Origin of the sequence: Dyadobacter sp. CY356 (genome assembly GCF_021440195.1) — a bacterium.
Taxonomy (GTDB): domain Bacteria; phylum Bacteroidota; class Bacteroidia; order Cytophagales; family Spirosomataceae; genus Dyadobacter.
This window is the reverse complement of sequence record NZ_JAJTSZ010000001.1, coordinates 815351-838565: the sequence shown is the minus strand read 5'-3', so window position 1 is coordinate 838565 and position 23215 is coordinate 815351. Positions and strand designations below refer to the sequence as shown.

Annotated in this window: 22 protein-coding genes; 10 read left to right on the top strand and 12 right to left on the bottom strand. The window is 43.7% G+C overall.

Annotated features, from left to right (window positions below; all coding sequences use genetic code 11):
- Positions 1 to 6: 6 nt before the first annotated feature.
- Together LXL81_RS03540 and LXL81_RS03535 are read right to left on the bottom strand one after the other, a co-directional pair.
- Positions 7 to 1053, bottom strand: a complete 1047-nt coding sequence (locus LXL81_RS03540) for a sensor histidine kinase (RefSeq protein ID WP_234645323.1) — start codon at positions 1051 to 1053, stop codon at positions 7 to 9.
- An 81-nt stretch (positions 1054 to 1134) separates the two neighbouring features.
- On the bottom strand, positions 1135 to 2088 hold the full coding sequence (locus LXL81_RS03535; RefSeq protein ID WP_234645322.1) for a fasciclin domain-containing protein: 954 nt from the start codon (positions 2086 to 2088) through the stop codon (positions 1135 to 1137).
- A gap of 264 nt (positions 2089 to 2352) precedes the next feature.
- Here LXL81_RS03535 and LXL81_RS03530 point away from each other — a divergent pair, with 264 nt between their 5' ends.
- From LXL81_RS03530 to LXL81_RS03505, 6 genes are all read left to right on the top strand, one after another.
- Entirely contained in the window at positions 2353 to 2922 is a 570-nt protein-coding gene (locus tag LXL81_RS03530) for a Crp/Fnr family transcriptional regulator (protein ID WP_234645321.1), read from the top strand.
- Positions 2923 to 3001: 79 nt separating this feature from the next.
- Complete coding sequence (locus LXL81_RS03525) at positions 3002 to 3355, top strand: YciI family protein (RefSeq protein WP_234645320.1); 354 nt, start codon at positions 3002 to 3004, stop codon at positions 3353 to 3355.
- A gap of 12 nt (positions 3356 to 3367) precedes the next feature.
- On the top strand, positions 3368 to 3784 hold the full coding sequence (locus tag LXL81_RS03520) for a hypothetical protein (RefSeq protein WP_234645319.1): 417 nt from the start codon (positions 3368 to 3370) through the stop codon (positions 3782 to 3784).
- Between the two features lie 41 nt (positions 3785 to 3825).
- Positions 3826 to 4212, top strand: coding sequence for a VOC family protein (locus tag LXL81_RS03515; RefSeq protein WP_234645318.1), 387 nt, complete (start codon positions 3826 to 3828; stop codon positions 4210 to 4212).
- 204 nt (positions 4213 to 4416) lie between these two features.
- A complete protein-coding gene (locus LXL81_RS03510; protein WP_234645317.1) occupies positions 4417 to 4866 on the top strand; it encodes an Hsp20/alpha crystallin family protein in 450 nt (149 codons plus the stop codon).
- Positions 4867 to 4993: 127 nt separating this feature from the next.
- Complete coding sequence (locus LXL81_RS03505) at positions 4994 to 5251, top strand: hypothetical protein (protein ID WP_234645316.1); 258 nt, start codon at positions 4994 to 4996, stop codon at positions 5249 to 5251.
- A 118-nt stretch (positions 5252 to 5369) separates the two neighbouring features.
- On the opposite strand, the gene LXL81_RS03500 is transcribed toward LXL81_RS03505, so the two are convergent.
- The 5 genes from LXL81_RS03500 to LXL81_RS03480 all read right to left on the bottom strand — a co-directional run bounded on the left by LXL81_RS03500 (position 5370) and on the right by LXL81_RS03480 (position 11429).
- Positions 5370 to 6245, bottom strand: a complete 876-nt coding sequence (locus LXL81_RS03500; RefSeq protein WP_234645315.1) for a sugar phosphate isomerase/epimerase — start codon at positions 6243 to 6245, stop codon at positions 5370 to 5372.
- A 123-nt stretch (positions 6246 to 6368) separates the two neighbouring features.
- Complete coding sequence (locus LXL81_RS03495; protein ID WP_234645314.1) at positions 6369 to 8516, bottom strand: PQQ-binding-like beta-propeller repeat protein; 2148 nt, start codon at positions 8514 to 8516, stop codon at positions 6369 to 6371.
- A gap of 48 nt (positions 8517 to 8564) precedes the next feature.
- The gene (locus LXL81_RS03490; protein WP_234645313.1) at positions 8565 to 9470 is read right to left on the bottom strand and encodes a sugar phosphate isomerase/epimerase; all 906 of its coding nucleotides are present in this window, start codon (positions 9468 to 9470) and stop codon (positions 8565 to 8567) included.
- Between the two features lie 20 nt (positions 9471 to 9490).
- Positions 9491 to 10585: a Gfo/Idh/MocA family protein gene (locus LXL81_RS03485; RefSeq protein ID WP_234645312.1), complete on the bottom strand. Its 1095-nt coding sequence runs from the start codon at positions 10583 to 10585 to the stop codon at positions 9491 to 9493.
- Between the two features lie 10 nt (positions 10586 to 10595).
- Positions 10596 to 11429, bottom strand: coding sequence for a phytanoyl-CoA dioxygenase family protein (locus LXL81_RS03480; RefSeq protein ID WP_234645311.1), 834 nt, complete (start codon positions 11427 to 11429; stop codon positions 10596 to 10598).
- A gap of 163 nt (positions 11430 to 11592) precedes the next feature.
- Between LXL81_RS03480 and LXL81_RS03475 the strand changes: the two genes are divergently transcribed.
- Positions 11593 to 12480, top strand: coding sequence for an AraC family transcriptional regulator (locus tag LXL81_RS03475; protein ID WP_234645310.1), 888 nt, complete (start codon positions 11593 to 11595; stop codon positions 12478 to 12480).
- Between the two features lie 31 nt (positions 12481 to 12511).
- Here LXL81_RS03475 and LXL81_RS03470 read toward each other — a convergent pair whose 3' ends face one another.
- A complete protein-coding gene (locus LXL81_RS03470; RefSeq protein ID WP_234645309.1) occupies positions 12512 to 13777 on the bottom strand; it encodes a polysaccharide pyruvyl transferase family protein in 1266 nt (421 codons plus the stop codon).
- Between the two features lie 491 nt (positions 13778 to 14268).
- Here LXL81_RS03470 and LXL81_RS03465 point away from each other — a divergent pair, with 491 nt between their 5' ends.
- Entirely contained in the window at positions 14269 to 14700 is a 432-nt protein-coding gene (locus LXL81_RS03465) for an SRPBCC family protein (protein WP_234645308.1), read from the top strand.
- Positions 14701 to 14718: 18 nt separating this feature from the next.
- On the top strand, positions 14719 to 15351 hold the full coding sequence (locus LXL81_RS03460) for a DUF3267 domain-containing protein (protein ID WP_234645307.1): 633 nt from the start codon (positions 14719 to 14721) through the stop codon (positions 15349 to 15351).
- A gap of 26 nt (positions 15352 to 15377) precedes the next feature.
- Here the strand turns inward: LXL81_RS03460 and LXL81_RS03455 are convergent, their stop codons facing one another.
- The 3 genes from LXL81_RS03455 to LXL81_RS03445 form a co-directional block, all read right to left on the bottom strand.
- Positions 15378 to 16754, bottom strand: a complete 1377-nt coding sequence (locus LXL81_RS03455; RefSeq protein WP_234645306.1) for a sugar porter family MFS transporter — start codon at positions 16752 to 16754, stop codon at positions 15378 to 15380.
- Between the two features lie 113 nt (positions 16755 to 16867).
- A complete protein-coding gene (locus tag LXL81_RS03450; protein ID WP_234645305.1) occupies positions 16868 to 17719 on the bottom strand; it encodes a phytanoyl-CoA dioxygenase family protein in 852 nt (283 codons plus the stop codon).
- A gap of 24 nt (positions 17720 to 17743) precedes the next feature.
- A complete protein-coding gene (locus LXL81_RS03445) occupies positions 17744 to 19864 on the bottom strand; it encodes a glycoside hydrolase family 36 protein (protein ID WP_234645304.1) in 2121 nt (706 codons plus the stop codon).
- A gap of 148 nt (positions 19865 to 20012) precedes the next feature.
- On the opposite strand from LXL81_RS03445, the gene LXL81_RS03440 reads away from it, so the two are divergent.
- Complete coding sequence (locus LXL81_RS03440) at positions 20013 to 20912, top strand: AraC family transcriptional regulator (protein WP_234645303.1); 900 nt, start codon at positions 20013 to 20015, stop codon at positions 20910 to 20912.
- A gap of 127 nt (positions 20913 to 21039) precedes the next feature.
- Here LXL81_RS03440 and LXL81_RS03435 read toward each other — a convergent pair whose 3' ends face one another.
- On the bottom strand, positions 21040 to 23214 hold the full coding sequence (locus LXL81_RS03435) for an SUMF1/EgtB/PvdO family nonheme iron enzyme (RefSeq protein ID WP_234645302.1): 2175 nt from the start codon (positions 23212 to 23214) through the stop codon (positions 21040 to 21042).
- Position 23215: the final 1 nt, after the last annotated feature.

The following is a 23215-nucleotide window of genomic DNA, read 5'->3' as shown; positions in this document are numbered from 1 at the left end:
AAAAAATCATGGCTCAAAAAAGGAAGCATGTGTAGGCCTGATCAGTGGTATGGTCACACTAAACTGCTCGGTAGTTTGTTTTACTTCAAGCCCATGTTGTCCCAAAAACTCATATCTTTTTGTAATGTTATTTAATCCAAGGCCTGTTGATTCCTGGTCGTCAGCCAGTTTTAGCTGAAGGTTATTTCTAACCGTTATCGTTTCGTTATCCAGACAAAGGATCTCCACATGAAGCGGTTTGTTTTTACCGATCACATTATGCTTGACTGCGTTTTCTACAAGCATTTGCAAAGAAACAGGCACTATAAAAGCCGACTGACAATCGCTATTAACATTGATTGTAAATATCAAACCGGAATCGAAACGGGTTTTAAGCAGATAAAGGTAAGATTCAATAAAATTCAGCTCCTCTTTCAATTCAATAATTTCCTTTTCAGGACTTTTAAGCACGTAACGGTACACCCTGGAAAACTGCCGCACAAATTCAACCGAGGCATTTGCGTCCATAGGTATCAAAGCACTCAATACGCTCAGATTATTAAACAGAAAATGCGGGTTCACCTGGTTTTTCAGCGCCTGCAATTGCGCCTGGCTGCTGATTCTTTTATAGTTTTCAACTTCCTGATTACTTTTTTCAAGCTGCTGGTGATATAAAAATATTACATTGATTGTGTTCAGGAAAAGATTGACCCGAAAACTGAACATCAAAAGCAGTTTCAAAGGAAGAATCCAGTCCACCCAATTGTGCGAGATAGTGTAATAGGAAGTAATTCCTCCCAGAAGCATTGTTGCAAAAAATACAGCCAATATGCTGGCTCCGAAACTGTAACTGATCCTTTTCCAGAAGGATTTTATTTCCAGCTTGGAAAGAAAGTTGTCCAGCAAACGGTTTCCTTCCCAGATTGCAATGGTCAAAATCAGAAAAAGCAGAAAAATGACCGGCTTGGGTGTGACGATCGGATAATGCTCAAAAGATTCTACCAGCAAGGTATTCATAAATGAATATCCACCCAGCAAAATCATAAACAAAAACCGGTACCTGATCGAGAACATAGTGACGTATAGTAACAATAAAAAAAACATTGGTAAACTACCTAAATTCAGATCGTTTACCAATGTTAAGCAACAGTTTTATTATGGCATCAAAACTTTGTCAATAACGTGCACGACGCCGTTGGTAGCCAAAATGTTAGCAGTCGTGATATTCGAAGCGCCGCTTGTCGTACCAACCACTTTCGCTCCGCCAGTCAGATTGAAAGTAAGCTTGCCCGCTGTGTTCGCAGTAGCTACTTCACCTGAAACGTTTGGCAGATCTGTGGAGAATACACGGCCAGGAACAACGTGATAGAGCAAAACATTTGTTAAAAGCGTTTTATTTGCCGGATCAAGCAAAGTGGCTTTTGGTGTTGTTTTGTACAACTCAGTGAATGCTGCGTTTGTTGGAGCAAATACCGTCAGTCCATTTGCAGAAGCCGTAGAAAGGGCTGTTGCCACCGCAGGATCAGCCGCCAGAACAAGAGAAACCAGCTCCGAAAAATCAGCGTTAGCCTGTGCTACCTGCACCAGAGATTGTGTTGGCGGTACAATGACATTGTCAATTACATGGATCACTCCGTTAGAAGCGTCCACATCTGTGGCGATAACTTTGATGTTACCGTTAATAAAAACACCATCCGTATTTTTTGACAAATAAATGTCGTTGTTGGCATTAACCGTTTTAACGGTTCCGCTTTTGACATCAGCCGCTTTCACTTCACCGCTCACGACATGCGATGTTAAAATGGGCGTCAACGCGTCTTTCGTCAATCCATCCAGACTCGTAATACCCGCTTTAGTAAAAGCTGCATTGTTAGGCGCAAATACGGTAAACGGGCCTGCTCCCTGTAACGTTGTAACAAGCTCTGCTTTGGTCACCGCGGCAACCAGCGTAGAAAATTGTGCATCTCCGGACGCAACGGCAACTATATTCCCAACGGCTGGTGTTTGCGGCGTATCGTCGTCGTCGTCACTACAGGAAATAATCGTCGTTGCTAAGGCGGCAGTCAGAAAATACATGCTCAGTCTGTTCAATCTGCTTAATGATTTCATGGTAAAAAGGTTAATTATTGTGGAATAATTTATTTAGTTACCATCATTAACCTACCTGGCCGTTTTTTCATTGTTGCAATAGAACCGAGCGTAACTATGTGAGGAGTGAAAAGTATATTTTCAGGGAGTGAACTGACAAAATGAAATCTTAATGCGCCAACAAAATATTCTAATAAACAACAAGGCCAGATTTTCGCGAATCCGTCAGAATATTGCTTTCTTTATACCAGATTTTCCTGATACACAACATACACTGATTAGAAGATGGTCAACAAACTTCGCCAACATATCATTGACCGGCTCGGAAGCACTCCGGACAATATCGATGATGTTCTTGCAACTTTTCATACACTCAAATTAAAGCGCAACGAAGTCATTTTGAAACAAGGGGAAATCTGTAAATACGTATATTTTGTAGCGTCCGGTTGTCTTCAGGTTTTTGTTTATGACAAAGAAATGAATGAAACTACCCGTGACATTATTACAGAAAATAACTGGTGCTCTGAACTGATCAGTTTTGGCGGCCAGCAACCCGCTACTGAAAATATCAGGACGGTTGAACCCTCGGATCTCTTGGCCATTGACCGCCAGGGTTTCCAGCGGTTGATGGAAACGGTTCCGCAGTTTGATAAAGTTTACAAACAGATCCTGGAAGCCTCCTATGCCAATTCGGTTTACAGGATCAACACCTTCGTTTCATTAACCGCGCTGGAACGGATAAAATGGCTTATGGAATATCGGCCCAAACTCATGAGCAGGCTTTCCAGTAAACTTATTGCGTCCTATCTGGGCATATCACAGGAAACTTTCAGCCGGTTGAAAGGCAAGCTCTGAAACGTTGACATTTGTCAACACGAAACGGTTTTTAATTGCAGAATTTTGATTCATCAATCACAATTTAAAATCGCGACCAATGAAAGAGTACTTGCTTTTATTCCGCAATATCAGCGGAGACAACAGTTACATACTTACGCCGCAGGATATGGCCGAAGACATGCCAGCCTGGCAGGGGTGGATCGGAAACATTGCCATGCAGGGCAAACTGGTGGCCACACAACCCATTGAATACCAGGGAATCATTGTTAATAACGACGGGATTCTTGAAGGACCTGACAAAGGCGGAAACAACGTACTTGTTGCGGGATTTCTGATCTGTAAGGCAGATAGCCCGGCAGAAGTTCAGGCGTGGAGCAAAACCTGCCCGATTTTAAAATACAAGCATGGCAGTGTCGAAATACGGCCCGTAATTCCATTTCCCATCAGATAAAATTTAGCGATCATGGACAAAATTTTAAACCTCGGCCGATGGCTGTTTCCGCTTTCTTTTCTGATGTATGTCGGGCTGCATTTTGGTAAACCTGACGTAGGCGCAGCTTTCGTTCCCGACTATCTTCCGATGCCTTATTTCTGGAATTATTTCACCGCATTTTGCATCATCGCATTTATTGTCAGCGCGGTCATTGGCAAATACGACAAGCTTGCCTATACGCTTATGGCAGTTTACGTAATTTTGATGGCCGTCCTGGTTCATCTTCCAAGAGCGATGGGTCACGAATTGGGGGTCGAAAACATGACCGCCGATCTGGCACGGGAACAGGAACTTGAAATGGTTAACCTGTTTCGCAACATTATGGTTACCGGTGCTTTAATTGGCTTTGCGCGTTTTGTGGCGCGGGACAAACGGGTCGTCGGATAGCGGATAATACTCAAAAATTCACCTATTAAACAAAAAACAAAATGGAAAAATTAGGCGCAAATACCAATGCTCTGAACTGGTTCGAGATTCCGGTTAATGATATAGACAGGGCTCAGAAATTTTATGAAACAATTTTTGAAATAAACATGCAGCCGGTGGAAATGATGGGTATGCAAATGGCGATGTTTCCAACGGAAAGACCAAAATCCGGCGGAGCGCTGGTCAAAAGCCCAAACCACAAACCAAGTACCGAAGGAGCCGTGATTTACCTGAACGCAAATCCTGATCTGCAACTTGTTCTGGACAGAATAGGAAATGCCGGAGGGCAGATTGCTATGCCTAAAACGAACATTAATCCTGAAACCGGAAACATGGCGTTTTTTATCGATACCGAAGGAAATATGGTGGGCTTACACTCGGGAGAATAGATAATTTGAGGCAATAATCTGAAATTTTGTCAGTGCATTTTTATTACAACAGAATTAAAATCTGTCAAAATGAATATCTGAAAAAGTAAAATTGTCACAATTATTTAAGCTGGCCTTTATTGGAACAAAGTTTTATAAAAAGCTCTCAGATGCGCGATGCATTGAGAATTAAAATCATTGTTTAACTTTTAAAAAATAATAGTCATGTCAATTATCAAAAGGAACCGGAATTCATTTTCTGCAATCCCAGCGCTGGTCGACGATTTCCTTGGCCGTGAACTTTTTAACTGGGACAACAGTAATTTCTCTTCTACTCAGACTACCGTACCAGCGGTTAACATTAAGGAGACAGAAGATAGCTTTGGCGTGGAGGTAGCTGCTCCCGGACTGGAAAAAAAAGATTTTAAAATCCAGCTTGAAAATAACCTGTTGACAATTTCTTCACAAAAAGAAGTTCATGGAGAAAACCAACATGAAGGTTATAGTCGCAGAGAGTTCAGCTACCAGTCATTCCAAAGAAGTTTTGTATTGCCGAAAGATGTCGTAAATGATGAAGGGATCGTTGCGCGATATGAAAATGGCTTACTGCAACTTGTAATTCCGAAGAAAGAAGAGGCCAAAGAAAAAGGACCGAGACTAATCGAAATTGGCTAATTAACATACAGAAGGCCTGTCATTTGGCAGGTCTTCTGTATTTTTATAAAATCCATTCTCACCAACGACCAATCTCAAAATCTTTGAAGCGCAAAATATGGAAACCACTTATCAAATTGTTATTCAAATGAAGGCGTTAGATGGAATCCGTGAAATAGGTCGGTTTCTGGTTAGCACCGATAAGGAATTTGCATTCGAAACATTTAACAGCCTGAAAGGTAAAACTACGCTTCCTGAAAACCAGGTACTGCGATTAAGCCTGCTCGAAACAACCGGACTTTCAGGCATTATTATCGGAATTATCGGCTGCAATCTGGACGAACTGTCTGAAAACTGCAAGATAATCACTCGGGATGCGTTCAAATTTTTTAATCTGGAAAAGTGATGACCGGATCACTGATTGATTTTCACTTTTGTGCTTATACGAAGGTCATTTGTAAACTTTCAGGAAATGATTTTTACCAGCCAAACACATCTTTCACATAAGTGCGGCTCATCTTCCATTATTCAGAAACCGGGCGTTTCGGAGGTTCGTCAAAAGCAAGCTCAACCGCCACTCTTCCTTTATAACCAGTTCTTTTTAATGCTTTTGCAACAGCCTTAAAATCCGTCGCACCTTCGCCTACCGCTTCGGTCCATTTGCCGTTTTCTTTTTGGTCCCGGATATGCAGATACACAATCTGCTTTTGATAAGTGTCAATAAACCAGACCGGATCCACTCCTCCCCGAATCAGCCAGTTAAGATCAGGCCCTAACTTGATATCCGGAATTCTCGCAATTGTTCCCTTCAAATCGTGAAAATTGTTTTCAACCTCGTAAGTATGATTATGCAGGTTAAGGGTAATGCCTTTTGATTTGCAAATTGGTATTAATTTTTTCAACAAATTGGCCTGGGCATCCAATTCCTCATCCGTTTTGAGGCGTTTTGCATTTCCGACCGAAACCCCGAAAGTCTCCCCACCCAACTGGTGCAGCCTGTCGACAACGGTCGTGGCATAGGAAAGAATTTCATCATGTTTTGACTTATTCCACATATCGGCACCAAACGAACAGCCTGTTACCGGAAGATTATGTTTTTTGATCAGTGCTTTAATTCGTTCGACAGAATCGTCGGCTTTCAGCAAAATATCCATAAGTTCAATTCCTGAATAACCCGCCGATTTTATGTCTGCGAATACTTCCGGCAAGTCTGCGGAACAGTCCCAGGTTGGCGGATACTTACTTGCATAAACCCAGAGATGGGCAGATACCTGAACGCCATTTTCGAAAAACATACTATTTGCTTGCCGCGGAAATAAGGAAGCAAATAAACCTGCTGTCGCAAGAGCGGAGGTTTGTATAAATCGACGACGCGGTATATCAGTAAGCTGATTTTTCATAAGTATTTGAAAAATTAATTGTTTTAAAAACGAGCATTCACTATTGGTATTTCAATGAAGAAGATCTTCGGCCGCTATAATCTTATTGACGTCGCACGGCCAAAATCTTCCCGATTCATGACATTATTCCAGACTAAAAGTAATATAACCTCCATAATAGCCTTTGCCCGGATTCGGGCTAACCGCGACTGTGATGTATTGTTTTTTACCGATTGAATAAGTGGACGGCACCGCGGTCGCACTTCCAGGCAATTCTTTTTCCCAAAGGATCTTACCGGTTTTCTGATCAAAAACACGAAACATCTGATCAACCGTTGCGCCGATAATAATAAGTCCGCCGGCAGTAGCAATTCCCCCACCCCGGGTGAAAATTCCAGAATTTTTTATGCCTTTCGCTTCCAGTTTTTTATCAACGCCAAGCGGGACCTGCCACAAAATCTCACCGGAATTCAGATCAATGGCATTCAAAGTAGCAAATGGTGGCTTGATCGCCGGAATACCATTCGGATCTTTGAAAAATTCATAACCGGAAAAACCATACGGCTCTTTCGTAGCCGATTCATCGCCGTCAGACGTTTTCCCATTATCCGCTACTTCATCGATTCCTTTAAGATAGGCAGTGATAGCATCGATCTGTTGTTGCGGTAAATGCTGAAACGATGGCATCGGCTCAGCGCCTTTTTTGATGAAGTTTTCAAGATTTTCTCTTACGTAACTTTTCACTTTTACAGAAATATCCGGCCCGAAATTAGTTCCTTTCTGATCCGCTCCGTGACAGCTACTGCAATACATTTTGAACAAATTTTCGCCACTTTCATCATTGTCTTTTTTCAATGACTTAATATCTTTCAACTGAAGAAACCAGGGCATATCAATAGCATTGACGAACATGACCCCTGTATTAGGATTGAAGGATGCGCCGCCCCAGTTTGCACCGCCGTGCGCGGCAGGTACGACGAGGGAACCATGAAGACTCGGCGGTTCGTAAATACCTGTGTTGTATTTATTTTCTGCGATCTGGTCTTTGATAAATTGTGTTACTTCCGGCGTTATTGTGCTGAAATATTCCGGCTTAAATCCCTGCCGCGAGAACGGCGCGGGTTTGCTTGGTATGGGCTGGGTGGGCCAGGGTTTTTCTCCCGGCATTTCACTTTTGGTTGGAACCGCGACTTCGTTAATAGGGAACAATGGCTTGCCTGTTTTTCTATCGAACATGAAAACATAGCCCATTTTTGTTACCAACGCTACGCCATCGATTAGTTTTCCATTGTGTTTTACCTGCACAAGATTCGGCGGAGATCCGTTATCCCGGTCCCACAAATCGTGGTGTGTCGTCTGAAAATGCCATATTCTTTTACCCGTTTTCGCATCCAGAGCCAGCAGACAATTGGCAAATAAATTCTCTCCTTCCCGGTCGGCACCGAAAAAATCGAAAGAGGGCGAAGCAGTCGGAACGTAAACAATGCCCAATTTTTCATCCAGGGCCATGCCACCCCAGCAATTTGCACCTCCGTTTTTCTGCCTGGCATTTTTTGGCCAGGTTGTATATCCAAACTCACCTTCTCTTGGTATGGTATGGAAAACCCATTCCAGCTTCCCGGTATTGACATTGAAAGCCCTAATGTCGCCAGACGTAGACGGAAGCTCATCAGGGACTTTGCAGCCAACAATGAAATAATCTCCATAAATGACCCCAGGCGCATTTGCAGTAACATGGACCCGCTTTTTCATCGACGGTTCAACAGAAAGTCCTGTATAAAAATCTACTTTCCCCTGATCTCCGAAATTTTTGATCAATTTTCCTGTTGAGGCATTGATGGAATAAAGCGTAGCCCCAAAAACAAAAAGTAAGGCATCCGGTCTTCCATTTTTGCCAGCATGAAAAGTGACGCCCCGGGTCCAGGTACTCACGTCGGTACTGTCAGGAATAAATTCCCAAATCAGCTTTCCGGTTTCAGGATTAAGGGCTACCAGCTTATCGCTTGGCATAAAAGCAAACATTCTGCCTTTCAAGATCAGTGGATTAAACAGAATACTGGACCCGTCCTTGCTGTCCTGATAATTCCAAACCTCCTTCAACTGGCTTACGTTCTGCGTATTGATGATCGAAAGAGGAGAAAATTTATTATTGGAAGCGTCATGACCGTAATGAATCCATTCGTGATCGACGGAAAAATTCTGATGTTTTTCGGGTACGAAAGCAATGAGTAATCCCAGCAAAAGTACACCGGCCAATAAACCAGTAAAAGATTGGTATTTATTTTTTATCATAATATTAAATGATGTTCCGGTGAAGGTTTATCTCTGGTCTATCTTCGCTTACAGGCCATTGGTCAGTAACTTTTCATGAATAAATTGCCTGGCCCTTGGTACATCTGTTTCATCCAGATGCTCAATGATGATCGGGATATTCGGATGTTTCCTGGCAAGCCTTTTGAGATACAGATCATAATTGAGAGAACCCAAGCCTGGTGCGGGTAATTCGATCATGCCCACGCCACGGAGTGCATGTGCCTCATCGCCATCAATATCGGCCATCACCACGCCAACGGAGCTTGAAGCCAGCTTTACATCCTTCGCATGAGCAATTTTTATTTTATCAGACAAAGCATCGAATATCCTGTTGATTGTCAGATCAATGGCACCGATATTATGCTCGTCGAAATAATTGGTGGGATCCATCAGCAGGCCCAGATTTGAATGGTCAATATCGGCGAAGAGCCGAAGTGTTTCATCAACTGATCCGATGACATTGTTCACGTAAGTTTCCACGCAAAATATTACGCCATACTGGCGGGAGAAATCAACAAGGTCACCGATCACATCCCGGCATTCAGTATAACCTTCCTCCGTTTTATTTTTCGGATCCGAAACCCAGTCACTTTCCAAATGATATGTCCCCGTTTCACTGATGACATAGGGAGATCCTAATTCGTTGGCATACCGGATGATCTGTTTGAGGTGATCCAGGTTTGCCTTGCGTTTTTCGGGTACCGGGTGTACGAGATTGGTATACCCAGAAATGCAGCATATTGGCAAATTATTATTTCTGAATATGTCCCTGATCCTTTTGGCTTTTGCTGAATCAAGCGCATTTGTCGACAAATCCATGTCCTTAAAAGATAAGTCCAGCTGCACGGTATTGAAATCAAGCGCCCTGATACGGGCGGCAGTTTGTGCCAAATCGTAAGGAAAATAACCGGTAAAAATTCCAACCTGAATCATAAGATCATGACATTATTTCTTCAAGAATATATTTCTGCAATCTCCACGGCCCTGTGCTCTCTTGCTGAAACGTAGCAGGCATCTACCAGGGCCATTGTTTTTAAATTATCCCTCCCACCGATCTCTGGCTCCTTATTTTGTTCCAAAGCGACCAGCAATTGCGCCATCGGCCCGGCAAAGGCATCCGGAAACCAGGCCTCCTGCCAGCGCGGACGTTGCCAGCCGGAAATTTCTTTGCAGGTAAAATCCAGCGTGCTCGGGCTGTGGGCAGGATAATTAGGCCAACCGATACTTCCCTTCGCCATACCGTCCAGGCCTTCCACACGGTAATTGATGTAAATATCTTCCTCCGCACCTTCGCGGGCCGGGCCCGTCCAGACATCGTCCCAGGAAGAGGCGCGCATCCCATTTTCGTATTCGAGAATATACAGTGCGATGCCGTCGTCATGAGCAAATTTTGAAACTGTCCGCGGGTCCTGCGCAACACTGCAATAAACACTTTTAGGGTCTCCAAACCAGTAGCGGAATGTGTCCAGATGGTGAATGCTCATTACCCTTAAAGTAAGCCAGCCCATACCCGCCTGCCAGCCTGTCCAGTGTGGTATTGCCCGCATATCGATCGAGCCGAAAACCGGTTTACCAAGCAATCCTTTGTTTAACAGATCTTTGCAGGCCCGTACCGACTGGTCATAACGCATATTCTGGTTTACACCCAATACGACACCTGCATCCTCACAGATCCTGACTATTTCCAAAGCCTCAGAATAATTCATCCCCAGGGGTTTCTGAGCCAAAATAGCCCTAATGTTTTTGTGTTTGACAGCCTCTTTGATAACCGCAATCTGCCCATCGGGTGGCACAGCGATGTCAACCACCTCCACTTCAGTATCCGCAAACATTTCCTGGTATGTGGCGTAAACCTTTGCAATATTATGCCGCTGTGCAACTTTCTGGCTGTTGGCCAAGGTCCGCGAGGTGATCGCTACCGGATTGAACCCGGCGTTTCTATAAGCCACGAGTTGGCAGTCGGCCATAATGAAACCGGCGCCTACACAGCCGATACCAATGGATTTATTTTCAGGAAAGACAGGTAAATATTCAAGTTCAATATGCATCCCAAACCTGTTAAGAACGATTTAAATCCTGCAAAGTAATTTCAGCATCTTTGCTCAAAAAGTCTGCTTGGTTGACAACCTGTTTGCCACTTTCCAGCAACGCGCTATCCGTAACCATTTTTACAGGTTCGATACAAGACGTATTTTTTTCCCTGAAAGGTTTGTTGAAAGATAAATTATACGCCGAAATGACTGACCAGCGAGGTTTATCTGATAAATTAGCATCCGAACGGTGCAGAATATTGCTGTGAAAGAAAAGCGTATCACCTGCTTTCAGTTCCACATAAACCAGTTCACTGTTTTTCTCAGCTTCCGCTACAAAATCCGGATCGGCGCCCTGTTGCTCACCAACAAATGAGTGCTCAAAACGCTGCATTTTATGAGTTCCTTTTAAAACCTGCAAACAACCATTTTCAATATTTGCGTCTGTAAGCGCAACCATCACCGAAATCATCGCTTCCGGATACAGAAAACCATTTTTATACCAATACCCATAATCCTGGTGCCATTCCCAGGCGCCTCCCTTTTTGGGCTCTTTTTGCATTACTTTGGAATGAAAATGGCAAACTTCTCCTTCATTTCCGAGCAGCATCTCCACTGCTTTTACCATACGTTCGGACCTGGACATAAGCCCGAAAGAATCGTCGCCCGGCGTAAACCAAAGCGTCAGTTTTGTACGGTTTCCGTTTGTGTCTTTAAGATCAAAAGCATGACTCGTCACACTATCATCCGTTGCCAGACTATATAAAAGATCAATTTCCTCCTGACTAAAAAAGTTACGCTTGATTAAAAAACCGTCCCTGTGAAAATCAGATTTTTCGGTAATACTAAGTTCTTTTCCCATGGTTCAATTTGTCCTATTATCAAAATATAGATAAATGTTCTTGAAATATTAACAATACAAAATACCAGTATATTTTGACGCATTTCTATCAGAAAATCATTAGTTTTATATGTTATTTTGAATATCCTAGTCGAAATAATACCTGAAATTTAGAACATACCAGATGAAACCATTTATTCAGAAGTTACCGATAGACAGTAGTTCATCATTTGTGGCCAGAACATACAAAACGCCATATTTTGAAACACCCTGGCACCAACATGAAGAGTATGAGCTCCTTATAGAGACTACCGGGCAAGGGTCGGTATTTGTTGGTGACTTTATCGGCGAATATGAAGCAGGTGATGTCTTTTTACTTGGCAAAAACCTGCCGCATTGGTTTCGGAAGAAAGATTCAGAATCGATAGGAAGTGCTGTGGTTGTTCAGTTTAAGGAAGAAATTTTTGGAGATACATTTCTGAAACTTCCGGAAATGCAACAGATAAGCAACCTTTTAAAAAATGCATCACACGGCATTGCGTTAAAAGGTGACCTTAAAATGGCGGTTGGTAATACATTAAAATCAATAGAATCTTTGACAGGTTTTTCCCAGCTTTCTGCTCTGCTGAACTGCTTGAACCAGATCAGTATTTCAGATCAAATAACCTTCCTGACCAATTCGCCGATCATTAGTTTTTCTAAACAGGATCAGGACCGTATCCATAAGGTCTTCGAATACACGATGCAAAATTTTCAAAACAAGATCCTGCTCAAAGATGTTGCAGCCATAACCAACCAAAGCGAGTCGGCTTTCAGCCATTATTTTAAGAAAAATACCAAGAAAAATTACATCCAATTTTTAACCGAAATAAGAATTTCACACGCCTGTAATTTACTTCTGACGACAGAAAAGTCGGTTACCGAAATATGTTATGAAAGCGGATTTCACAATTGGTCCAATTTCAGTGAACATTTTAACAAAATATTAAAACAATCGCCGATGAAATATAGAAAAAGATACACGCAGGCTGTTGTCAAAAAAAATCTCAGCAAATCAGAAGGTAGCTTCTGATTTTGCCAAATCTGCCTTCATTACACATTCATTAAACTACGCTCGAAACTTTGGAGGTAGCCGTTTTGTACAGTTCACTCACTTTCTGCATCGATTTCGCAAGTTTTTCTTTTGAAGCCGCCTGATTTTTCCAGACTTCCATCAAACGATCCGTAATCTGCTTTCCTGTTGTCTGTTCAATTTCAAAAACCCAGTCATTGAAACCCAGGTCATAATACATTTGCCCTTTGATGGTATCTTCCGGTTGCCTCAAATAAAAGAAAAGTGTGTTATTGGCTGCGGCGATAATGGGTGAATGACATTCGAAACTAAGCACTGAAAATGCCTTTTCATAGACCGAGGCAGCTTCATCCGGCAACCAGTATCCGCGTTTGACCACAAATGGTTTCACATCGTCCGGCAGCGGATTAATGAGCAATTCATCCATAATTTCTATCTGATAGGTCATTTCGGGACAAACAAGCACCTTGTTACTGGTTTCCCGCACCCAGGCAATAATGGCTTCTCTTAACTTGGCATGATCCGCTTCTTTGTACTTTTCATTCGTCTCCTCCATCTTTTTAATCCGCTCCTCCGACCATTCCGAACGGCTGGCAAATTTATAATAAGGCGTATACCTTAATCGCGGAATGGCACAAATGAACTTCCCGGGAGTCAATCCGGCAGAAGTCAGAAAGGCATCTGCTTTCTGTTTGTTTTCGATATTGAGATAAAAGGTGGCATCCGGTGCAAATCCGATATGGTCTCCTGCGATGCCGTTTTCCTTCAATACTTTTATGGAAGCAGTTTCCCGTGTGTAGATAAAACTTGCTTTTTCAAGCAGCTTTTTCAGTTTCGGATTAATTTCCTGTATCGTTGTACCGAAAACGCCGTAAGGTTTTCCAGTGGCTTTTACCCAGGCTTCCAGGTTCGCCTGGCCAACAATACTGGGGCCAGAGCCGTGAAGCATAAAATCATTGGTTTTGAAAGCCTCGGTAACCTCCGGATTATTGATATTTAAAGCATTGTCTACATCACCGTAAATGATCTTTACTTTTGGGAAATTTTTGTTCAACATGGCTTTCACATCCTCGCCACGGCTTCGCTTCCAGAGTGTAATCTCGACCTCGGGCAAGTAGGTTTCTAAGATATGCAGCAGACCGGGTGTATGCGTGATATCGCCAATATTAACATCCTGCCATCCGGAAACAACAAGAATTTTTTTTGTCCTGGCCAATGCGGCGGCCATCGCAGAATGAAGTAAAAGGCCCGAAGCCGAAATTGCGCCCAGTTGCCGGAGAAACTGTTTTCTGTCCATTTGAATATTAAAAATATATGTTTTCACTTAATTATTTTTGTTGTTAAATGACAGCAAACCGGCATCTAAAATACAACTCAATGACCGCATTTTGATTCAGGTATGGTCTATCGTTTGACAATTGCTTCGCCATAATTTTATTGATACGCCGGGCTACGAGACTGCTCCTTTAAATGGCAATTCAAAGTACAAACAGAGGTGTTCATACAATTTCCCGCTTTCGGTCAATCATTTTTATTTGCACCTGCGCAATTTGGTTATGAAATGCAATTCACAAATTTATCCTCTTCAATTCCTTTGCAGCTTGCCATGTTTATGAGCTGTTAAAATCACATTCAACAACCGTTTAGATTTAAAAAACCAGTTTTAACATGATTACTAAATCTTTTTTTACCCCAAATAAGCACCTGAAAATTTCTTGATTTAAGTCAAGCAGGAAGGATCGAGGTTTATGCAAATTTGTGTAAACAAATCACTTAAACTTTGTTACGATGAAAATCAATGAAAATGCTCCGGTAAAACAGGCCAGGGAAATCAAGATCAATGCGCGTCCGGAACAGGTATGGGCTGTGTTAACAGATGTGAACCGCTGGACCGAATGGAACAAAAAAATCACAAAAGCTTCGATGCAAAATGTTGCCAAATCCGGTACGCCATTCAGCTGGACGGTCAATGGTGCGAAAATTAAATCGGTATTAGATACTGTTTCCGAAAATCATATTTTTGGGTGGAGCGGTACCACATTTGGCGGGTCAGCGATTCATAACTGGTACCTGCAACCGAACGGAAACGAAACAGTGGTAAAAGTTGAGGAAAGCATGGAAGGTTGGCTCGTATGGCTATTTAAATCCAAAATGAATTCCGATCTTGGTAATGATATGCAGTACTGGCTGGATATGCTGAAATCAGAAAGTGAAAAATAATGCTTTATTCCTGGCGATATGAATCTTGATCCGGAACAGTTAAATCGAGGCGATTTCATTTTGCTCGATACCTTAGGTCACATGGACATTGTGCCTTTCATTCGTAAATATATAAAAAAAAGGACTCGTGCTTCTTTGTTTTATATGTCGATCAATCTGCTCTTTCTGGCATGTGCCGGCTGGTATTTAGGAAAAAATGTGGGCAACGGCGGGTTTTCTCTGGATGATGGCGTCACACATCTTTCTTACGGGTTAGCACTTGCCTTCACACTGATCCCGCTCCATGAATACATTCATGTACTGGCCTATAAATCACAGGGCGCCCAACATACATCATACGACTCGAACCTGAAAAAGTTTTATTTCATGGCCATTGCTGACAAATTTGTAGCGAACCGGAAAGAATTTCAGATCGTAGCACTTGCTCCGTTTGTAGTCATTTCACTTGGGTTGCTAATACTGATGTTCTTTACCGGCAAGCTTTGGACACTTACCATCATGGGTATGCTCGTGGTACACACAGCCTGCTGTTCGGGTGATTTCGGACTTTTAAGCTATTTTGATTTCCGCCGGGACAAAGAGTTGCTGACGTATGATGACAAAGAAAAGGGCATTTCCTACTTCTATACGAAAGCGAACTTAAAAAGCTGACATCAGCTGTCAGTCCCTTGGATAGTTTATTTCCTGCTCAATAACTTTTCTATTTCTTCCAGTGATTTTCCTTTCGTTTCAGGTACCCGTGCTTTGATGAAAAGAAAATAAACAAGACAGATCAACGCGTGTATCAAAAATGTTACCGACAGGCCGAAGTACTTGTTCATGACCGGGAACAGCGAGGTAGTAAAAAAATTAGCGATCCATAAAGCCAGGGTTGCAACAGCCAAAGCGTTACCTCGGATCTTGTTGGGAAAAATCTCCGACAGTGCTACCCAGGTTACAGGACCCAGCGTGGCAGAATAAATGGCAATGAAGGCAAGTACAAAAATCAGTACCCAAATGCCGGGCAACTGAAAGTAAAACGCAGCCGACAAAGCCAGCGCATCAGCAAAAAGCAGGAATGACCCGTATTGAAGCAATTTTTTCCGGCCCGCACGGTCAATCGTGGCAATGGCGATGAAGGTGAATATGAAATTGATGATCCCGATGATAATGGACTGTAAAAATGCAGAATCCTGAGCCATTCCCGCTTTTTTAAAAAGTTCAGGAGCGTAGGAAAACAGCGAGTTCTGACCAACGGCCTGGGAACATACGGCGATCACGATGCCTATGAAGACGATATGCCGGACATCTTTTTTGAATAAGTCCGCTACTTTCGTTACTGACTTTTCAGCAAAACTTAACGTGATCTGTTCTGCCTCTGCTCTGGCATAACTTGCCCCTCCGATCCGTACCAGAATCTGATCTGCTTCCGGATTTCTCCCTTTACCAATGAGCCAGCGCGGACTCTCGGACACAAAAAACAAGCCAAAAAAGAATAACAATGAAGGTGCTGATTGAGAAGAAAACATCCAGCGCCAGTTATTTTCGCCGGTGTTCAGCAACAGATAATTTGACAGATATGCCAGTAAAATCCCGATCACGATGGACAGTTGGTAAAAGGATACCATCCTGCCGCGCATGGCGGAAGGAGAAATCTCGGCCACGTACATCGGACAGACCAGCGCAGCTGCCCCAACAGCCACGCCGCTCAACATCCTGAACATGACAAAAAGCGGAAATGAGCCAGCCCAGCCGGTACCTGCGCCGGTTATTGCAAAAAGGACGGCACAAAGCATCAGAAGTTTTTTTCTCCCCAGCGTATCGCTAAGCCTGCCTCCGATCACTGCGCCAATGGCGGCACCGAGATTAATACAGCCCACAGCCCAGCCGGTTTCAAGCTCACTGAGTTGAAAATGATTTGCAAAAAAAGAAACTGTCCCGGAAATAATGACCAGGTCGAACCCAAACAACACACCGCCCAAAGCCGCAATGGTGCTGATCAGGTAGACGTAACCTTTGTTGATTTGATAGTTTCCGGTAATAACATCAGGTCCGGTTGCAATTACGACTGCCATAATAATTGGTTTTTCATATTGGTCAAAATGGCTGTTGGCTATCAGCTTTCGGCTGTCAAGAGCCGATGTCCGACTATCGAAAGCCGGCCGCTGATAGCCGACTGCCGATAGCCTCACTTCAAAGATACATCCGCTTCCTTGCTCAGAAAATCCGATCCATCCTCCGCTAACCCGGTTGCATCCCAGGTCAGCAACGCGTTGTCCGGGACGATCTCAATGGGTGTAATGCTTGCAGAAGATGACGATGATTCGTTATATCCGATATTCGTTGAACGATTGTAACAGGATATCATAGACCATCTTGGATTATCAGACAAGTTGGCCTCTGAACGGTGCAGAATGTTGCTGTGAAAAAAGAGCACATCACCTGCTTTTAGCTCCACATATACCCGCTCCATGGTTTGGAGTGCAAGGTCTACATAACGTTGCGAAGCTCCAACCTGTTCCCCCGAAAAACCATGCTCCACCCTACCCATTTTGTGTGAGCCTTTGATCACCTGCAAACAGCCGTTTTCCTCATTGGCATCCGTGATGGCGAACATGACAGACATCATTTGGTCGGGCAGCAGGAATTCGTTTTTATACCAATATCCATAATCCTGGTGCCACTCCCACGCGCCGCCTACCTTGGGCTCTTTTTGCATTAGTTTGGAATGATAGTGACATACGGAATGCTGCTCGTCGCCTGGCTGGCGATCTAATAACTGATCGACCGACTTAACAAGCGTCTCTCCACGGGTGAGCAATCCGTACACATCGTCGCCTGGTTTGTACCAGAGCGAGAGCTTGCTGCGTTTGCCGGAGCTATCGTTCACGTTGATCGCGTGTTTGCTGACCGCGCTGTCTTCAATGGCGATGGAATACAATTTTGCCACTTCATCAGCATCGTAAAATGCTCTGATAATCAGATAGCCGTCGGTATGATACTGGTTAATCTGTTCGGTTGTCAGTGTTTGCTTTGCCATAATCTTGTCTGTTAAATTTCGTGATCATTCTACCATTACTTCAAATAATTTCCCATCGTACATTTCATCCAGCTTTACGCGGAACCCGGATTGGGCAAGCTCCTTTCCCGTTCCAGAGGCAATGCTCTTTTCGGTCAGCGCTTCTATAATCGTGTATCGTTTGTTCGGGTCAAGATATTGGATGGTTACCTGCCGCTCCTGATCCGTTCCACCTTGCCGAAAGACGCCGATTGTTCCACCCGATTTTGATTCTGTGTTAATCCGCTGAAAACCGTCCCAGGCACCTTCCTTTGGTTCGCCAAACCCGGCCAGATCCTGCCGGTAAGTCATAATCTGATGCCGGTTTTCCATACGTTGCAGCCAGTCTGCATAACCACGGTATTTTTTCAGGTCCTGGCCCGACAGTTTTCTTGGATCACCCAGCATGATAGGCAAGGCGCCAGCCAGTGATTTAATATGCAATGCCCAGCCCTCGTCCTGCATTTCAGGATTTCCAATAACCAATGCCGTCGCAGGCACAGCGGGCGAACGCCACCACGCCATATTCCGCACACGCAGATCCACCTGTGTTCCAGGCCCATAGAAATTGGAAAGCCAGTCGCCTTCGGCATGTTTGAGCATGGCGTAATCGATCAGTTGCAGCCCACCCATCGTTTCAAATGTACAATCAATAAACAGCGACGGTTTAGCTGCATGCAACTCATCGAAGAGTTTCCATACTTCTTCGTAATTGGTATATAAAGATTCGTGGTGGTCGCGATGCCCCGGATGTCGCGCAGCATAACAGCCGGTTACCTTATTGCCAAAACGGTAAGTACTGGTAACAACTGTAAAATCCAGTTTCAAATATTCCAGCCCATATTCCAGTGCCAGTTTGAGCAATACGTCCTTGATATACCCCTTCCAGGCCGTACCAAAACAGGCCGTCCGCATACTGAGGTCATCTTCATGCAAATTGGCAGGCTGCTGTTTTTCGTCCAGCACAAACCATTCCGGATGCGCCTGGTAAACTTTACTGTCCGGAGATGCGCTGCCGACGCTGACCCAAAGCCCCGGCTTCATCCCCAGAGATTTGATATAGTCAAAAACCGGTTTCAGACCATTCGGGAATTTTTTCTTGTCGATCACCCAGTCACCATAATTGTCAGCCCAGCCGTCGTCAATAATAAATTCTTTCATTCCGGCATCAGCAGCGGCCTTTGCCAGTTCCATCACCAGTTTTTCATTGATATCTTTCCGAAATGGAACCCAGGTATTGTAAATAAAAGTGGGCTTCTGCTCCAATTCGGAAAGACATATGCCCATATGTTTTCTGATAAAGTCCGGAACGGCAGAATTAAGTATCTCGTCCGGATCTTTATGATTGTTGTAAACCATGGTAAAAACCTGGGGCGTTACGAAAGCATCGCTTTTCTTGATATATTTTCTGAATGGAAAACGTGCTTCCTTATGCGTGAGGCCGCTCAAAATGACAGGTTCATCCCAAAAAACCGAAGTATGTTTTACCACACCGGATGCTTCGTTTCCTATCACAATTCCTTGCTTCCAGTCGCTGTTGTGCACCGTCACCAGGGCATCCTGCATATTCCCGTCGTAAGGGCCTATGGAGCGCCGCCGACCATAATCGTGACAAACCCAGCTGAAAGTGGTTGCATTGTAGGGTGTGACCTTAAATTTTTCAATATCAACAGATTCCAGCTGAACATCGCGACCGGTAAGATTTTTGATCGTGAGGCTTTTACGGACAACAGGCAGATCCGGATATAACAAATAATTCACTATGAGCTCCACCTGCTTATCGCCACTTAAAAGCGTTACAGCAGCGCCCTGACCTGATTTTGAATCTTGAATCTTTTGTATATTCTTCACAGTCCACTCCCCCAGCCCGGAGTAAACTTTTTCATCAAACTCAAACTGAAATTCCGGACTTTTTTTATCAAAATATTTAAAATCACCGGCCACCGGTTTGTATTCAGAGGTAAAGTATTGTCCCCCGGAAGCAGGAAGGTGGATTACCCTTTTAACTTGTCCATTATTCAATACCAGCTCCGAAGCGCTCCATTTCGCGTAATTTTCCTGGGCGAACAGATTACTATATACAATAACAAATGAAATAAATAAGAACAGGTTGACTTTCCGGGCCATAAACAGCTATTTTCAGATTTTGTATACTTGTATTATTACAATTCAAAATTCATCTTTTCCGTGAAATATCAACTGAACGATTTTACTCTAAACATGGATTATTATACCTTTGACCATAACCGGGGTAATTTGAACGAATTTGTGAAGTATGATGAGAAAAAGCAGAGGTTTTGAAGGAGAATTGATCATTGAGGTACCGAAAATAGCCATTACCAATTGCGAAGAGCTTCCGCTGATCCGGTCGCTGTTCATTTCCCGTATGGGTTTTTATCCAAAGGCATTACATCACTATTATCAGCGACCTGGCGGAATCTCGCAGGTTATCCTGTTATACTGCACCGATGGCAAAGGCTGGATTCAGATACAGGACGAAAATATCACGGTTCACGCAGGCGAAATCATTGTTATCCCAACCGGCATACCGCATTCTTACGGCGCAGACTCAAAAAATCCATGGAGTATCTATTGGTTTCATCTGAACGGAAGCCAGGGAAATGAAGCTGCCTATGCGATTATGGGTGCAGAAAACCAAAACTTCCAGCCCATTCAGGTAGGTTTTTCAGACGAGCGTAATGTGATTTTCAAACAGATTGCAACAACATTTTTGAAAGGTTATAGTGCCGCCAACCTGCTGCTCGCAAACTTGTCCCTGCCCTATTACCTTTCCACGTTTATAGCGCCTGAGTTTTTTAGCCGGCAAAATGGTGTAACAACACACGTCAGCGCGACCGACCGGGCGGTAAAATTCATGCAGGAAAATCTTTCGCGCGCTATCACACTGGATAATATTGCCCAGTCTGCGCACCTTTCCATCTCATTTTTTTCAAGAAAATTCAAACAGGATACGGGCTACACGCCGATTGAATATTTCAACCACCTCAGGATACAGAAAGGATGCCAGCTACTTCATTTCAGCGATCTTCGCATCAATGAAGTAGCCTCTCAGATCGGAATTGACGATCCTTTTTATTTTTCAAGATTGTTCAAACAACAGATGGGCGTTTCTCCGGTGAATTACAGAAAAAACAAGGGTATTGACCTGCATTAGTCTTTGCTTTTCCCTGGATCGAATAAGCGCAGATCAGCAATTGCTAACCAAAACGTACACAGCAAGACATTGAAGAACAATCCCAAGGAGCATAGTTTTTTTTATTTGCTTTGATCAAAATATTTAATCATTCCAGATCAGCGACACATCGGAACCCAACGGTCCCACACCGGTCCAGTCCCGGCCAGGTAAGCAGATACTTGGCGCCAAAATTGGTTTTCTGAGCGCCCTGGTCCGCATACCACTCGGAGGCACGATTGATATACCAGGCACCACCCCGTAAAATGCAATAGTCATTGTACCCATCTGTACGTTCGCTTTCAGTCATTTGCCATACATTCCCGCTCATGTCATAAAGGCCCGTTTTTGTTTTGCCTTTTTCGAATTTAGTGACCGGTGTCGTACCAGACCATTGTCCCGTATTAACAAAAGCAGAGTCCAGTGTATTACCCCAGGGATAAGCAGTTGCCTCCCCGCTGTTCTGCGCAGCCCATTGCCATTCGGCTTCTGTGGGCAAACGCTTCTTCGTCCATTTGGCATAGGCACGCGCATCATTTAGGTCAACATAGGTTACCGGATGATTTTCCAGACCTTTGGGTGGTCTGCCATTTTTCCAATGTTTGAGGAAATTTTCAGGATGACTGGATTTGTAGCCGGATGCTTTCAGGAAAGCGGCAAATTGAGCATTGGTTACCAAAGTCCTATCCATTGCAAACGGATGTAATTTCGTGGTTACTTTTGCCGTGGTAATCTCGTTACGGGTCTGGCTGTATGAATAATCCACATAATTTCCGATCGGGTAAAAGCCGCATTCCCGCTGGCGAAAGGCAAAAGTCATATGCACAGAATCTGTCGGAACCGGGATACGCGACATTTCCTTAGGAAACGACGTTGTATTGTATTTTTGTGTTAAACCAACAGGTTTCAGTAAGTGCGTTGGAAGTGTTACTGCGATACTAAAATCTGCCTTTTCATGCGCTTCTGCCTGTTTTTTCAGAAAGGCGAAAAATTCGGGTGAGCATTCATCTCCGGGGATAGCCAGAATTCCTGCGATGGCTTTGGGTTTTAAATCGGTGTTGATACTAACCTTCCCGTTTTCAAGTGTAGTGTGTATTTCAGCTCCGCTGATCAGATCAAAATAACGCATTCCTTTCACATATTCCTGCTCAAAAAGCTTCCCGGTCGTCCGTTGCTCCTGACGGTTTATGATGGTCCATATCGTTTTATTTCCAAGCTTCCACTGAGAGGCAAAAACCCGGTTTAATTTAACAGGAAATAAAGGTGTCCAATCGCCTTCTGTAAAAAAAGTAGTGTACTGTCGCAGAACGGGCAGTACTGCTTTGTAATAATACCTGTCACGCGGGTTTAATGGATTTACAGTTCCAAACACATTCTCCCAGATCACCAGTCCGCAGCCATTCACCCAGGCGTTTTGGATGAGCGTTGATTGTTCATGACTGAATCTTGACAGCCGGTAAATCATATGTTTTTGTTCCAGCCAGCGGTTCCTTACCAGATGCGGCACTTCGCCAAATTCCAGATTTTTGTATTTTTCGTTCCAACCCACTTCCAGCCAGGACTGGTGTACGAGGTTCAAAGCTTCCGGGTTGATTGGAATCTCGGACTGAAATATGGCACCTTTTTTGGCTTGCTGTAAATTGTCAAAAAAACCGTCCACGATCGAAATTGTATCAAGATAAACCCCGTCAGCATCTATTTCTTTCACCATTTTCAGCAGTTCGTCCTCATCCCGGATACCCTGTTTTCTGGCAATATTGTCCCAGGGATTGTAGGCAATCATCAACCTCTTGCCCATCGCATGAAGCTCAGAGGATAGTTTTTTCAGGCCATTGACACCGCCGGGTAAATTCCGGTAGAAATCAAATTGTGTCCTGTTGTCAAAACCCAGCTGCGGATAGGTAGGCCACAGCACCACCACGTCCACGCCACCGTACTGGTCTTCATATTTTTGTAAACAAGCACGGATATCGAAATTCCCATTCTGATCATAAAGTGACTTTTCATTGGCCATCAAAAAGAATGTGGAATAGGCATGGGAAGCCCATTTAAAGTCAGGATGGAGGTAATTTTCATTGTTGTAATGCAAATATCGCAGCGTAGAATCCTTCCAGACTTTCAACTCGTTTCTCCACGCGTCCCATTTCTCAGGGTTCGTGGGCGCCTCGATCAGCTGATAGTGTCGCTTGGTAATTCCCTGCGCATTATTTTCCTGCGACCAGCCCTTTGAAAACAGGAATAAATAAAAAAATATGAAAATATAGAAGGGTTTACGATTTAACATT